The organism is Micromonospora echinaurantiaca (genome assembly GCF_900090235.1).
GTDB lineage: Bacteria > Actinomycetota > Actinomycetes > Mycobacteriales > Micromonosporaceae > Micromonospora > Micromonospora echinaurantiaca.
Window position 1 is genome coordinate 2,062,603 of record NZ_LT607750.1, and the last position, 12,605, is coordinate 2,075,207.

Consider the following 12,605-nt stretch of genomic DNA (forward strand, 5'->3'; position numbering starts at 1 on the left):
CGTGCGCCACGCCCGCCGCCGCGCCGCTGGACCGCGACCACGGTGACCCGTCCGGCCGGCGGTGACCCGGCTGGCCGGCGGTGACCCGGCCGGCCGGCGGTGCCTCGGCCGGCCCGGCGGGCCCGGTGGTGCCCCGGCCGGGGTCGGCCGGGGCACCGGGCGGCGAGCGGAGGCGCCGGTCAGGGCAGTGCCTTCAGGAAGGGGCCGTGGTTCAGCCGGAACTCCCAGTTGTAGTAGCGGTCCCAGTTGATCGACCAGGTCATCAGGCCGCGGAAGTTGGGGTTGGTGCCGCTGCGCGGGGTGTACGACCCGCAGCTCTGGCCGCGTACCAGGCAGGTCACCGCCGCCTGCACCCCGGCCGGGGCGACGTAACCGTTGCCGGCGCTGACCGAGGACGGCGCGCCGAAGGCGACCTGGTCCTCGCGCAGCGGCGGGAAGACGGCGTTGGCGTTGCCGGCCACCGGGAACCCGGCGAGCAGCATGTCGGTCATCGCGATGTGGAAATCGGCCCCGCCCATCGTGTGGTACTGGTTGTCCAGCCCGACGATCGGTCCGGAGTTGTAGTCCTGCACGTGCAGCACGGTCAGGTCGTCGCGCAGCGCGTGGATCACCGGCAGGTACGACCCGGCGCGCGGGTCCTGCCCGCCCCACGGCCCCGGCCCGTAGAACTGGTAGCCGAGCTGGACGAAGAACGTCTCCGGAGCCATGGTGAGCACGAAGTTCGCCCCGTACCGCTGCTTCAACGCGCGGATCGCGGAGATCAGGTTGACGATCACCGGCGTGGTGGGGTTGCGGAAGTCGGTGTCGCCGGCGTTCAGGTAGAGCGAGTGCCCCTCGAAGTCGATGTCCAGCCCGTTCAGCCCGTACCGGTCGATGATCGCCGAGACGGACCGGACGAAGGTGTCCCGGGCGGCGGTGGTGGTGAGCTGCACCTGGCCGTTCTGCCCGCCGATGGAGAGCAGCACCTTCTTGCCCTGCTGCTGCTTGGCGCGGATCGCGGCGATGAACTCGGCCTCGCTCTCCACGCCCGGGCACTCGGCCGGCGGGCAGAGCTGGAAGCGGATGTCGCCGGAGGTCACCGAGGTGGGTTCGCCGAAGGCCAGGTTGACGATGTCCCAGTCGGCCGGCACGTCGGCCATCCGCAGATAGCCGGAGCCGTTGGCGAAGCTGGCGTGCAGGTAGCCGATCAGCGCGTGCTTGGGCAGCCCGCCGGCGGGCGGCGTGGTGGGCGGCGGCGTGGTCGGTGGCGGGGTCGTCGGCGGTGGGGTGGTGGGTGGGGTGCTGGTGGGCGGCGGCGTGGTCGGCGGGCTGGTCGGGGTGCCACCGCCGCACGGCGCGCCGTTCAACGTGCAGTCGGTGGGGGAGCCGGAACCGGTGGCCAGGAAGCCGAACGAGACCGAGGCGCCGGGGGCGATGGTGCCGTTCCACGAGCGGTTGGTGAAGGTGTGCCGCTGGCCGGCGCTGCTCACCGTGGCGTCCCAGTAGGACCCGAGCGTGGTGCCGGCCGGCAGGCTGAAGGCGACCTGCCAGCCGTTGATCGTGCCGGTGCCGCCGTTGGTGATGGTGTATCTGCCCTCCCAGCCGGTGCCCCAGTCGGCGGTCTTGACGAAGGTGGCGGTCGGGCCGGCGGCCCGGGCCGGGGCGGCCAGGACGAGCGTGGTGGCGGCGGCGGTGGTGAGGGCCGCGACCGCGGCCAGCAACAGGTGTCGGGCAGGGCGACGCATCCGGACCTCCCGGTTCGAGGGCCGTCGGATCGACGGATGCACAATTATTAGGATTGTTAACTGTAGATGTCCAGCCCTCGTCCGGCACTCCTGCCGCGGATCCACCGGGCCGCCGTTGCCTCCGCCGATGATCCGTCCTACCAGGACGCCCGGCCGGAGATTGTCGTACCCGGCGGTCACCATGCATCCATGGCTGTCCCCGCCCGCACCCCGCCGTCGGCCCAGCCGCGCTCGCTGCCCCTGCGCGAGGCGCGCACCCGGCTGACCCAGCTCGTCGCGCTCGCCGAGCTGACCGACACCGTCACGGTGCTCACCCGCGACCGCGACGCCCGTCCGGTGGCCGCGATCGTGCCGGCCGCCGCCGCCCGCACCGCCGCCCAGGCCCGCGCCGACGCCGACCGGCTCGCCGAGGTCACCGCCGGCTGGGCGCGCCGCCTGGACGACCTGCACCGGCAGAGCGGCCGGCGGCACGCCGCCGAGCTGCACGCGGTGCGCACCGCGCTCGCCGAGGTCTGGGCCGAGCTGGACCGCCGGGTGGTGCCGGGCAGCGATCCCGGGCTGACCCGGCTGCGCGCCGCGCACGCCGACCTGCTGCCCCGCTGAGCAGCGCCGCGGCGCCACGTCCGGCCCGGTCGGTGGCGGGCCCGATCCCGGGTGGCACCCGTGGTCAGCACGTCGCCGGCGTCGAGCCACCCCTTCCACTGGCGACGTGGGCGTCCGGGAGATCGGAGTTCAGGCGGCCCGGCCGACCCAGGTGTAGAACTCGCCGGGGTCGCGGGCCAGCGACGCCTTGACGTGCCGGCTCCAGTCGTCGACGAGCACCTCCAGCATGCCCGCCTCGACGCCGTCCAGGGCCGCCCGGGCGACCTCGGCGGGGTCCACCTTGTCCCCTTCGACGTCGGCGCTCATGTCGGTGTCGGCGGCGCCGAGGTGCAGGCCGGTCACCAGCGTCCCCTGGCCGGCGAGTTCGAGCCGGATGCCGTTGGTGAGGTTCCAGGCGGCGGCCTTGGCGGCGGCGTAGGCGTTGGCGCCGTCGTAGGCGAACCAGGACAGCGCGGACAACGTGTTCAGGATCGCCCCGCCCCCGTTGGCGCCCAGCACCGGCGCGAACGCGCGGACCAGCCGCAGGGTGCCGTAGAAGTGGGTGTCCATCTCGAGCCGGATCTGGTCCATGTCCCCGGTGACCAGGTTGGCGTGGGTCAGTACGCCGGCGTTGTTGACCAGCAGGGTGACGTCCGTGGCCACGGCTGCCGCGGCGGCGACCGACGCGGGGTCGGTGACGTCCAGGCGGAGGGGCTCCACGCCCGGGATGTCGACGCGCTCGGGGTCGCGGGCGGTCGCGTAGACCTTCGCCGCGCCCCGCGCCACGAGTTGCTCGGCGAGGCGGCGGCCGATGCCCCGGTTGGCGCCGGTGACGAGTGCGACGGAATCGGCGATCTTCATGCTGGTCTCCCAAGGTCGATGAGTGGGTCGTACGGGCGCTACGCTAAAACCTGACGTTGACGTCAAAGGCAAATGTTGTGACCCGGACCATGGTGAGGAGGACCCGTGCGCATCGGCGAGCTCGCCGCCAGGGCCGGCGTCAGCACCCGGGCCCTGCGCTACTACGAGGAGCAGAAGCTGCTGACCGCCGAGCGCAGCGCGAGCGGCCAGCGGCACTACCCGGAGAGCGCTGTCGCCCGGGTCCAGTGGATCCAGCGGCTCTATGCGGCCGGCCTGCCCAGCCGCACGGTCGCCGGCCTGCTTCCCTGCGTGTTCTCGCCCGATTCGGTCAGCGCGCCGGAGATGCTCGGGAAGATGTCGGCCGAGCGCGACCGCATCGACGCGAAGGTCGCCGACCTGGTCGCCACCCGCGACAAGCTCGACACCCTGATCGAGGCGGCCCGGGAGTTCTTCACCGACCGCTCGACGCCCGCGGGGGCCGGGGAAGCCGTCGGACCGTGACCGGGCCGGCGGAGCCGGTCGAGGGCCGGTCAGCCGCTCGCCGGGTAGGCGTGGGTCTCGGCGGCCTTCACCGCCGCCCAGACCGGCTGCCCGGGCGCCAGGCGCAGCTGGGCGGCGGCCGCCGGGGTGACGTCCGCGGCGACCACGATCGGGCCGTCCAACTGCACCCGCAGGTTGTCGCCGTGCCGCTGCACCCCGCTCACCCGCGCCGGCCAGGTGTTGCGCGGGCTGCCCGCGGGGCGGTCCGGATGCAGGGCCACCGCCGCCGGCCGGAAGGCCACGAAGGCGTCCCCGTCGAGCCGCTCGGCGACGGTGAGCGCCAGGTCGTCGGCGACCCGCACGACGTGCCCGTCCGCCTTGCCGCGGTGCAGGTTCAGCCCGACCAGCCGGGCCACGTAGTCGGTGCGCGGCCGGGCGGTCACCGTGGCGGCGTCGCCCTCCTGCACCACCCGGCCGTCCTCCACGATGACCAGCCGGTCGGCCAGCACCAGCGCGTCCAGCGGGTCGTGGGTGACCAGCAGCGTCGCCCCCGGGTGGGCGGCGAGATGCCGGTGCAGTTCGGCGCGGGTGTCCAGCCGGGTCCGCGCGTCCAGGGCGGCGAGCGGCTCGTCCAGCAGCAGCAGCGACGGCGTGACGGCGAGCGCGCGGGCCAGCGCCACCCGCTGGGCCTGCCCGCCGGAGAGCTGCCGGGGTCGCCGGTGGGCGTGCTCGGCCAGCCCCACCCGGTCGAGCCAGTCGAGGGCCGTCCGCCGGGCGGCACGCCGGTCCAGGCCGTGCCGGCGTAGCCCGAAGGCCACGTTGTCCCGCGCGCTGAGGTGCGGGAAGAGCAGGTAGTCCTGGAAGACCACGCCGACCGGCCGGCGCTCGGTCGGCGTACGCACCCGGCGCCGGGGCCGGTCCAGGTCCGCGCCGGCCAGCGTGACGTGCCCGTCGGTCAGCGGATGCAGGCCGGCGAGCGCGCGCAGCGCGGTGGTCTTGCCGGCGCCGTTCGGGCCGAGCAGCGCGACCACCTCGCCGGCGGCGATCCGCAGCGGCACGTCGAGGTGAAACGTGCCCCGGTCGGCGACGAGGTGGGCGTCGAGCAGCGCGTCGGTCATGGGCTGGTGATCCACCGGTCGCGCAGGGCGGCGAGGATGGCAACCGAGACGGTGAGCAGGATCAGGCTGAGCACCACGGCCGCCTCCAGGTCGGTCTCCAGCGCCAGGTAGACCGCCAGCGGCATGGTCTGCGTCCGGCCCGGGTAGTTGCCGGCGAAGGTGATGGTGGCGCCGAACTCGCCCAGCGCCCGAGCCCAGCAGAGCACCGCGCCGGCGGCCAGCCCGGGGGCCACCAGCGGCACGGTGACGTGGGTGAAGGTGGTCCACCGGCCGGCGCCGAGGGTGGCTGCCGCCTCCTCGTAACGCTGGTCCGCCCCGCGCAGCGCGCCTTCGACCGCGATGACCAGGAACGGCATCGCGACGAACGCCTCGGCGAGCACCACGCCGGCGGTGGTGAACGGCAGGGTGATGCCGAACGTCGCGTCGAGCCAGCCGCCGAGCAGTCCGCGCCGGCCGAAGACCAGCAGCAGCGCCACCCCGCCGACCACCGGCGGCAGCACCAGCGGCACGGTGACCAGGGCGCGGACCAACCGCCGGCCGGGGAACTCGACCCGGGCCAGCAGCCAGGCCAGCGGCACCCCGAGCAGCAGGCAGAGCAGGGTGGCCAGGGTGGCGGTCTGCAGCGACAGCCGCAGCGCGGTGAGCACGCCGGGCTCGGCGAGCCGCCGTGGCAGGTCGGCCCAGGGCGTACGGGCCAGCAGCCCGACCAGCGGCAGGGTGAGGAAGACCAGCCCGAGTGCCGCCGGGAGCAGCAGCGCGACGGGAATGCCCGGGCGCGCCCGGGCCGGCCTGACCCGTGGCGGAGCCGAGGTGTCGGTGCGGGCCATCGGCGCTACGGTGCCTGGAACCCGGCCTCGGCGAGCACCGCCTGCCCCCGGCCGGAGCGGACGTACTCGACGAACGCCCGCCCGCCCGCCGGGTTCGGCGCGTCCCGGAGCGCGACGATCGGGTAGTCGGTGACGGCCCGGGCCGACTCGGGGAACTCGACGCCGGTCACCTTCGCCGCGACGGCCCGGGTGTCCGTGCGGTAGACCAGGGCGGCGTCGACCTCGCCGAGCGTCACCTTGGACAACGCCCCCTTCACGTCCCGCTCGAGGGTGACCGGGGTGAGCGCCACCGACGCGGCGTCCAGCGCAACGCGGGCGGCCGTGCCGCAGGGCACCTGGTCGGCGCAGAGCGCCACCGTCACGTCCGGGCCTGCCAGGTCGGCGAGGCCGGTGATGCCCTTCGGGTTGCCGGCCGGCACGGCGATGACCAACTGGTTGCGGGCGAAGGTGACCGGCGTGCCGTCGGCGTTGCCGGCCTCGGTGACGGTGACCATGGTGCGGGCGGCGGCCGAGGCGAAGACGTCGGCCGGCGCGCCCTGGTTGATCTGGGTGGCGAGCCCGGAGCTGCCGGCGAAGTTGAAGACCACCGTGGTGCCCGGGTGGGCGGCCTCGAAGTCCCGGCCGATCCGGGTGAAGGACTCGGTCAGCGACGCGGCCGCGAAGACGCTCACCGTGCCGGTGACGCCGCCGGTCGCGTCGGCCGGCCCGGTGGCCGGGTCGCCGCCACACCCGGCGACCAGGGCGGCCACCGCGGCGCCGGCCAGGGCCCGCACCCGCCTCACGCGGCGCCCCGTCCCCGGCCGGCGCCGGCCGGCCCGCCGCGCTCCACCACCACGGTGGTCGACTTGATCACCGCTACCGCCACCGTGCCGACCCGCAGGTCCAGCTCGTCGACCGCCTCCCGGCTCATCAGCGACACGAGCCGGAACGGCCCGGCCTGGATGTCGACCTGCGCCATCACGGTGTCCTTGACGACGTTGACGACGATGCCGCGCAGCCGGTTGCGGGCGGAGGAGGCGTCCGAGCGGTCGTCCGGATCGGCCGCCTGCGACCGGGCGTACGCGGCCAGGTCGACGCCGTCGACCACCCGGTGGCCGTGCTCGTCGCGGACCGCGGCGAGCCGGCCGCCGTCGATCCACCGCCGTACGGTGTCCGGGCTGACGCCGAGCAGTTCGGCCGCCTCCCCGATCCGGAACCTCGTCACCGGGCCACCATAGCGGACGCATCTGCGAACCGGTGCTGCCCTGATCAGCCGTGGATCGCGGCTCGGATGGCAGGAACGCCTCGCACCTGCGGCGGGCATCGGGACGTCCCGCGCCGGTGCGGGACGTCCCGACCGGCCCGGTCAGCAGTTGCGCAGCTCGGGGGACTGGTTGAGCAACTGGCCCCGGGCTGAGACGAAGGCCCGGTACGCCGCGGAGTCGACCGCGGCCGGGCGGAACGCGGCCACCCGGTGGCAGTTCTGGAAGGCGAGCCGGACGTTGAAGTGCCGCTCCAGGCCGCCCCGGATCGCGTCGCTGGCCAGGGCCCGCAGCAACTGGCCGCGCTCGGCCTCGGTGGGTGGCGGGACGGCGTCGTCGGCGTGGTCGGCGCCGGTGGCCTCCAGTTCGGTCACCACCCGGCGCACGGTCTCGAAGGCGTACGGCAGGGAGTCGCGGACGCAGGCGACGAACTCGGCGTCGTCGACCGGGCCGCGCTCGGCGGCGTCGAGCAGGGCGGGTGAGACGGTGAGCGACATGGCATCTCCTTCGGTGGGTCCTCAGGTCGGATTGGTAATGAACACGGTTTCCATTACCGACGTACGCTGAGGACACCACAGGGTCGACGAGGGCGTCAACAGGTTCCGGCGGGTCGCGTCGACAGCACGTGATCGGCGGCGGCGCGGCGGTGCGCGTCGGTGACGGGCGGCCGGGCCGTGGCGGGGTACGGGGACGAGGGCTGCCGGCGGTCAGCCGCGCCGGGTCCGGCCCTTGAGGTGGCGGCCCAGTTCCCGGGCGATCTCCCGGTTGGCGTCCCGCTCGGCCAGCGCCTGCCGCTTGTCGTACGACCGGCGGCCCTTGGCCAGGGCGAGCTCGACCTTGGCCCACCCGTTGGCGAAGTACATCGACAGCGGCACCAGGGTCAGGCCACCCTCGCGGACCTTCTCCCGGATCCGGTCGATCTCGACCCGATGCAGCAGCAGCTTGCGGGTCCGCCGCGGCGCGTGGTTGGTCCAGCTGCCGAAGCCGTACTCGGCGATGTGCAGGCCGTACAGCATGAGCTCGCCGTCGCGCTCCTGGGCGAACGCGTCGACCAGCGACGCCCGGCCCTCGCGCAGCGACTTCACCTCGGTGCCGGCCAGCACGATCCCCGCCTCGTACGTCTTGAGCACGGTGTAGTCGTGCCGCGCCCGCTTGTTCGAGGCGATCAGCGTGCGTTCCTGCCGGGACCGGTCCACCGGGCGAAGGATAGCCGCCGGTCAGCCGGCGCGGGCCTGGGTGGCGAGGCCGTCGAGCAGCCGGTCGACCGCGGGCGAGCGGTGCCGCCCGGCGACGGTGGCCGCGTACACCCGCCGCACCGGGGCGTCGTCGGGGTGCAGCCGGAGCAGCGCCAGGTCGGCCGGGGCGGCCCGGACGGCCAGCGCGGGCACCAGCGCGACGCCCAGCCCGGCCGCAACGCAGCCCAGCTTGCCGGTCCAGTCGGCGGCGACGATGTCGATCCGGGGCCGGAAGCCGGGCGGCATGGCGGCCCGCATCAGCGGGTCGTCGGCGCCGGTCGAGCCGGTGACGAACGAGTCGTCGCCCAGTTCGGCCAGGCGTACCGTGCGCCGCCGGGCCAGCCGGTGGTCTCGGGGCACGGCCACCAGCAGCCGCTCGTCGAGCAGGTGGCGCAGGTCGAACCGGCCGGCGTCCAGCGGCTGGTCCGGCGGCGCGGTCACCACCGCCAGGTCGGCGTCGCCGGCCAGCAGCCGCTCCAGCAGGACCGGCGTCCGACCCTCCACCAGGGAGAGCGCCACCTGCCGGTGGGCGGCCCGGAACGCGGCCAGTGCGCGTGGCACGAGGGCCGCCATCGCGGTGGGGAACGCCCCGACCCGGAGGCGGCCGGCACCCAGCCCGCGCAGCGCGTCCAGTTCGCGGTGCACCGTGTCCAGCCGCTCCAGCACCGCCTCCGCGTGCGGCAGCAGGCAGCGCCCCGGTTCGGTCAGCGCCACCCCGCGGGGCAGCCGGTCGAAGAGCACCACCCCGAGGTCGGCCTCCAGGGCGGCGATCTGCCGGGACACGGCCGACTGGGTGTACCGGAGTTCCCGCGCGGCGGCGGTGATCGACCCGTGCCGGGCCACGGTGCGGAACACGTCGAGGGAGTGCGGCTGCATGACCGGCAGGCTATCCGGTGCCATGCGTGGAACGCATGGCAGTCATCCCCAACATTCGTTGGTAGCATCCTTTCGGCGCTCCTACCGTTGCCGGCATGACAGAGATCGCCGTACTCGGCACGGGCCGGATGGGCGCGTCGGTCGCCCACCGGCTGCTCGACGCCGGTCACCCGGTGACGGTGTGGAACCGCACCGCCGTACGCACCGTGCCGCTCCAGCGCGCCGGCGCCCGGGTGGCCGGCTCCCCGGCCGACGCCGTCCGTCGGGCCGCCGTCGTCGTCACCATGCTCACCGACGCGACCGCCGTCGACGCGGTGCTGTCCGGTCCGCACGGCGCGGCGGCGGCGCTGGCTCCGGGCGCCTGCCTCGTCGAGATGTCGACCATCGGCCCGGCCGCGGTGCGGGACCTGGCGCGCCGGCTGCCCCCGGCGGTCGACCTGGTCGACGCCCCCGTCGGCGGCAGCGTCGCCGCCGCCCGGGCCGGCCAGCTACGGGTGTTCGCCGGCGGCGCCGCCCCGGCGGTGGAGCGGGTCACCCCCGTGCTCGCCGCGCTCGGCAGCGTCCGGCACTGCGGCGACCTCGGCAGCGGCGCGGCGCTGAAGCTGGTGCTGAACACCGCGCTGCTGGTCGCGGTCACCGGGCTGGCCGACACGCTCGCGGTGGCCGGCGCGGTCGGTGTCGACCCGCGGACCGCCCTGGACGCGCTGGCCGGCGGCCCGCTCGCCGGGGCGCTCGCCCGGGCCACCGCGCCGGACGCCGACTTCCCGGTCGCGCTCGCCGGCAAGGACCTCGACCTGGTGCGGGCCGCCCTCGCCGGCGCACCGGCACCCCTCGTCAGCGCGGCCCGCACCGCGCTGGCCGCCGCCTCCGACCCCACCGCCGACATCGCCACCCTCGTCACCCGGGAGTACCTGTGAAGCTCACCCTCGACAACCCGAGCACCGTCGCCGCCCCGTTCGGCGACCGCTTCGCCCACCTGGCCCGCCTCGACCTGCCCGGCGGCGGCGCCCTGCTCGTGCTCGCCGGCCAGGTGGCCGTCGACGACGCCGGTGCGGTGGTCGGGGTGGGCGACATCGTCGCGCAGTCCGAGCGGATCTTCGAGATCGTCGGCGGGGTGCTGGCCGCCCACGGCGCGACCCTGGCCGACGTGCTGCACATCCGGACGTTCCTCACCGACCTCGGCGACCTGCCCGGCTACGCCGTGGTCCGGCGCCGGCTCTTCACCGCCGTGCCGCCGCCGGCCAGCACGACCGTGGAGGTGAGCCGGCTCTTCCTGCCCGACGCGCTGATCGAGGTGGAGGTGACCGCCGCCGTGCCGGCCGGGCGGGCCTGACCGCCGGGCGAACCGGCCCGCCCCGGGCCGCCGGGGTCCCGGCGGTCAGCGGTACGCCTGCCGGCGCAGCCGCTCGGCCAGTTCCCGGACCGCCTCGGCGAAGCGGTCGTCGGACTCGGCGGGCCAGTGCCCGAGGATCGGCGGCGGGACGCTGTCGCTGGGCGGGGGCACCACGTCCCACGGGTCACGCAGCCGCCGGTCGACCGTGCCCGCCGGTCCGGGCGCCGCCGGCGGCTCGCCAAGGCGGTGCGGGGAGAAGATCCAGCTGCCGATCTGGTCGGTGTCGCGCCACAGGTTCACCCACCGCCAGCCGACCCGGTCGCCCACCTCGCGCAGCACGTCGGGGTTGACGTACTCGGGGAAGAGCCGGGTGTAGAGCCGGCGCAGCGGCGACCCGTACGTCAGCAGGGCCACCCGGTCGCTGACGTGCGCCGGCAGTTGGAGCACGGTCGCGGCGAGCAGCACCGAGCCGTGACTGTGCCCGGCCAGCAGCACCCCGACGCCGCTCTCGGCGAGGTAGGTGATCCGCCGGCCCAACTCCGGTACGGCCCGCTCGGCGTAGCAGGGCGGCGCGAACGGATGGGCCGCCCGCGGCCAGAAGGTGCCCAGGTCCCACAGCACCCCGATGTACCGGCGGAACTCGGCCGTCCGGTAGGCGAAGATGCCACCCATCACCAGCACGAGCACCACGCCCGCGACCGCGTAGCTGCCCATGCCGATGCCAAAGTTGACCATGTCGGCCGGCACCCCGAGGTACCGCTGGACGAACTCGCCCGGGTGGAGGTCCAGCAGCCCGAGGACGCTGGTGGCCATGCCGAGCGCGATCAGGCAGGCGTACACCGCGGCGAGCGGTTCCAACCGCTCGGTGAACCGGGCCCGCGCGATCGTCCGGGTGACCTGCCGCAGCCGGGCAGCGGCCTCCGGCGGGGCGTCGGGGAAATCCCGGGCGACGGTCGCCGCGGCGGCGCGCAGCCGACCCCGGCGGGTGAGCACGGTGACCAGCGCGGCGGCCAGCAGCATGGTGAGCACCGCGAGGAAGAAGCCGAAGATCGCCCACTTGTACATCAGCGGCGGGCTGAGCGCCACCCGGTCCGCGGTCGGCTCGTTGCGGTCGAGGAAGTCCGCCGCCCGGTAGACCAGCTCGGCGGAGAACGCCACCGCCAGGCCGGTCGCGGCGGCCGCGATGATCGGGGCGCCCAGCGCGCGCAGCGGCCCGCCGCCGTGTCGGCCCCGCCGCCGCCAGCCGCTGCGCCGGACGCGCACCCACAGCACCAGCGCCCCGAGCCCGGCGAGCAGGAGGGTCTGGAAGACCAGCAGGTAGGTGACCATCTCCCCGTGCCCGGGCAGGCCGACCGCGGCGGGCCAGGGCGCCGGGTGCGCCGCCACCACGACGAGCACCAGCACGGTCAGGCCGCTGGCGGTGAACCGTAGCCAGCGGGCCACCCGGTCGACCCGCCGGCCCACCTCGGTCTGGTCGATCGCCGGATGCGCGCAGACCAGCACGACACAGGTCACCAGCACCGCGCCGGTGGCCACCGCGAGCACGACGGTGGCCGGGGCGGCGCCCGCCCGGGCCCGCGCGGTGAGCAGGGCGGCGTCCAGCGTGCCGAACGCGACCGCGACATGGATCGACCGCAGCCGCCCGACCAGCGGCGCCGCGTCCCACTGGCCCACGGCGCTGAGCTGGTGCACGGTGGTGGTGGCGCGCGGCGCCCGGAACGCGTCGAAGTTGCGACCCGGGCGGGCGCCGAGCCGCCAGACCAGGCCGATCGCGGCGATCGGGACGATCGAGAGCACGGCCAGCCGCAGGCCCGCCGGCCGATCGCCGAGCCAGGACAGCCAGGTGCGCTCGCTCAAGCACTGCGGCGACGCCAGGCACCGCCAGGCGACCAGGTCCAGCGCCACCCCGACGATGGAGAGCACGTACAGGGCGGTCAGTGAGAGCGCCAGCACCCGGCACAGCGCCTTGAGTACCAGTTCGCTGCGACCCAGGCCGCGCGGACGCATCCAGATCGCCACGTTGCAGAGCATGAAGGGCAGCAGGAAGACCAGCGACAGCGTCCGGATCGCGGTGCCCGAGGGCAGGTCGCTCCAGCGGTACGCCTCCAGCACCACACCGGCCGACCCTCGGGTGTCCGGGTAGCCGGGGCGCGGCCGGAAGAAGCCGCCGCTGCGGTCCCCGGCCACCTGCGCCACGTTCGGGCGGTCCAGCACCTGGTCCGCGCCCGCGCCGGACACCCCGTGCACCCGCAGCTCCACGACGTCGTACGACGCCGCCGGTCCATCGGACATCGGCTCCCCGAGACGTCTCCGGCCGGTGCCGCCGGC

General features: G+C 75.3%; 14 protein-coding genes. 4 read left to right on the plus strand and 10 right to left on the minus strand.

Features of this window, described 5'->3' with window-relative positions; all coding sequences use genetic code 11:
• Window positions 1-179 precede the first annotated feature (179 nt).
• Complete coding sequence (locus GA0070609_RS09335) at window positions 180-1,703, minus strand: chitinase (protein ID WP_088997607.1); 1,524 nt, start codon at window positions 1,701-1,703, stop codon at window positions 180-182.
• A 210-nt stretch (window positions 1,704-1,913) separates the two neighbouring features.
• On the opposite strand from GA0070609_RS09335, the gene GA0070609_RS09340 reads away from it, so the two are divergent.
• Window positions 1,914-2,327: a hypothetical protein gene (locus GA0070609_RS09340; protein ID WP_088993442.1), complete on the plus strand. Its 414-nt coding sequence runs from the start codon at window positions 1,914-1,916 to the stop codon at window positions 2,325-2,327.
• Window positions 2,328-2,456: 129 nt separating this feature from the next.
• Here GA0070609_RS09340 and GA0070609_RS09345 read toward each other — a convergent pair whose 3' ends face one another.
• A complete protein-coding gene (locus GA0070609_RS09345; protein ID WP_088993443.1) occupies window positions 2,457-3,167 on the minus strand; it encodes an SDR family oxidoreductase in 711 nt (236 codons plus the stop codon).
• Window positions 3,168-3,272: 105 nt separating this feature from the next.
• Between GA0070609_RS09345 and GA0070609_RS09350 the strand changes: the two genes are divergently transcribed.
• Window positions 3,273-3,668, plus strand: coding sequence for a MerR family transcriptional regulator (locus GA0070609_RS09350; protein ID WP_088993444.1), 396 nt, complete (start codon window positions 3,273-3,275; stop codon window positions 3,666-3,668).
• Window positions 3,669-3,697: 29 nt separating this feature from the next.
• On the opposite strand, the gene GA0070609_RS09355 is transcribed toward GA0070609_RS09350, so the two are convergent.
• From GA0070609_RS09355 to GA0070609_RS09385, 7 genes are all read right to left on the minus strand, one after another.
• Window positions 3,698-4,765 (minus strand): ABC transporter ATP-binding protein, encoded by a 1,068-nt coding sequence (locus GA0070609_RS09355; RefSeq protein WP_088993445.1) that lies wholly within the window; start codon window positions 4,763-4,765, stop codon window positions 3,698-3,700.
• Window positions 4,762-5,592, minus strand: a complete 831-nt coding sequence (locus GA0070609_RS09360; RefSeq protein WP_088993446.1) for an ABC transporter permease — start codon at window positions 5,590-5,592, stop codon at window positions 4,762-4,764. Before GA0070609_RS09360 ends, GA0070609_RS09355 begins: the two co-directional genes overlap by 4 nt.
• Window positions 5,593-5,597: 5 nt before the next feature.
• Complete coding sequence (modA, locus tag GA0070609_RS09365; protein ID WP_088993447.1) at window positions 5,598-6,374, minus strand: molybdate ABC transporter substrate-binding protein; 777 nt, start codon at window positions 6,372-6,374, stop codon at window positions 5,598-5,600.
• Window positions 6,371-6,796: a TOBE domain-containing protein gene (locus GA0070609_RS09370; RefSeq protein ID WP_088993448.1), complete on the minus strand. Its 426-nt coding sequence runs from the start codon at window positions 6,794-6,796 to the stop codon at window positions 6,371-6,373. The genes modA and GA0070609_RS09370 overlap by 4 nt, the downstream gene beginning before the upstream one ends.
• A gap of 141 nt (window positions 6,797-6,937) precedes the next feature.
• The gene (locus tag GA0070609_RS09375; protein ID WP_088993449.1) at window positions 6,938-7,330 is read right to left on the minus strand and encodes an SCO5389 family protein; all 393 of its coding nucleotides are present in this window, start codon (window positions 7,328-7,330) and stop codon (window positions 6,938-6,940) included.
• Between the two features lie 210 nt (window positions 7,331-7,540).
• Window positions 7,541-8,029, minus strand: a complete 489-nt coding sequence (gene smpB, locus GA0070609_RS09380; protein ID WP_088993450.1) for an SsrA-binding protein SmpB — start codon at window positions 8,027-8,029, stop codon at window positions 7,541-7,543.
• Window positions 8,030-8,050: 21 nt separating this feature from the next.
• The gene (locus tag GA0070609_RS09385) at window positions 8,051-8,944 is read right to left on the minus strand and encodes a LysR family transcriptional regulator (RefSeq protein WP_088993451.1); all 894 of its coding nucleotides are present in this window, start codon (window positions 8,942-8,944) and stop codon (window positions 8,051-8,053) included.
• Window positions 8,945-9,039: 95 nt separating this feature from the next.
• Here GA0070609_RS09385 and GA0070609_RS09390 point away from each other — a divergent pair, with 95 nt between their 5' ends.
• Window positions 9,040-9,861 (plus strand): NAD(P)-dependent oxidoreductase, encoded by an 822-nt coding sequence (locus GA0070609_RS09390; protein WP_088993452.1) that lies wholly within the window; start codon window positions 9,040-9,042, stop codon window positions 9,859-9,861.
• A complete protein-coding gene (locus GA0070609_RS09395) occupies window positions 9,858-10,277 on the plus strand; it encodes a RidA family protein (RefSeq protein WP_088993453.1) in 420 nt (139 codons plus the stop codon). Before GA0070609_RS09390 ends, GA0070609_RS09395 begins: the two co-directional genes overlap by 4 nt.
• A 45-nt stretch (window positions 10,278-10,322) precedes the next feature.
• On the opposite strand, the gene GA0070609_RS09400 is transcribed toward GA0070609_RS09395, so the two are convergent.
• On the minus strand, window positions 10,323-12,569 hold the full coding sequence (locus GA0070609_RS09400; RefSeq protein ID WP_088997608.1) for a hypothetical protein: 2,247 nt from the start codon (window positions 12,567-12,569) through the stop codon (window positions 10,323-10,325).
• Window positions 12,570-12,605: the final 36 nt, after the last annotated feature.

What these genes read in the sequence shown, in the direction of transcription:
- GA0070609_RS09340 (WP_088993442.1), top strand. Translation starts at nt 1,914, where the DNA reads ATGGCTGTCCCCGCCCGCACCCCGCCGTCGGCCCAGCCGCGCTCGCTG.
- GA0070609_RS09390 (WP_088993452.1), top strand. Translation starts at nt 9,040, where the DNA reads ATGACAGAGATCGCCGTACTCGGCACGGGCCGGATGGGCGCGTCGGTC.
- GA0070609_RS09375 (WP_088993449.1), bottom strand. Translation starts at nt 7,330, where the DNA reads ATGTCGCTCACCGTCTCACCCGCCCTGCTCGACGCCGCCGAGCGCGGC.
- GA0070609_RS09345 (WP_088993443.1), bottom strand. Translation starts at nt 3,167, where the DNA reads ATGAAGATCGCCGATTCCGTCGCACTCGTCACCGGCGCCAACCGGGGC.
- GA0070609_RS09355 (WP_088993445.1), bottom strand. Translation starts at nt 4,765, where the DNA reads ATGACCGACGCGCTGCTCGACGCCCACCTCGTCGCCGACCGGGGCACG.
- GA0070609_RS09360 (WP_088993446.1), bottom strand. Translation starts at nt 5,592, where the DNA reads ATGGCCCGCACCGACACCTCGGCTCCGCCACGGGTCAGGCCGGCCCGG.
- GA0070609_RS09385 (WP_088993451.1), bottom strand. Translation starts at nt 8,944, where the DNA reads ATGCAGCCGCACTCCCTCGACGTGTTCCGCACCGTGGCCCGGCACGGG.
- GA0070609_RS09400 (WP_088997608.1), bottom strand. Translation starts at nt 12,569, where the DNA reads ATGTCCGATGGACCGGCGGCGTCGTACGACGTCGTGGAGCTGCGGGTG.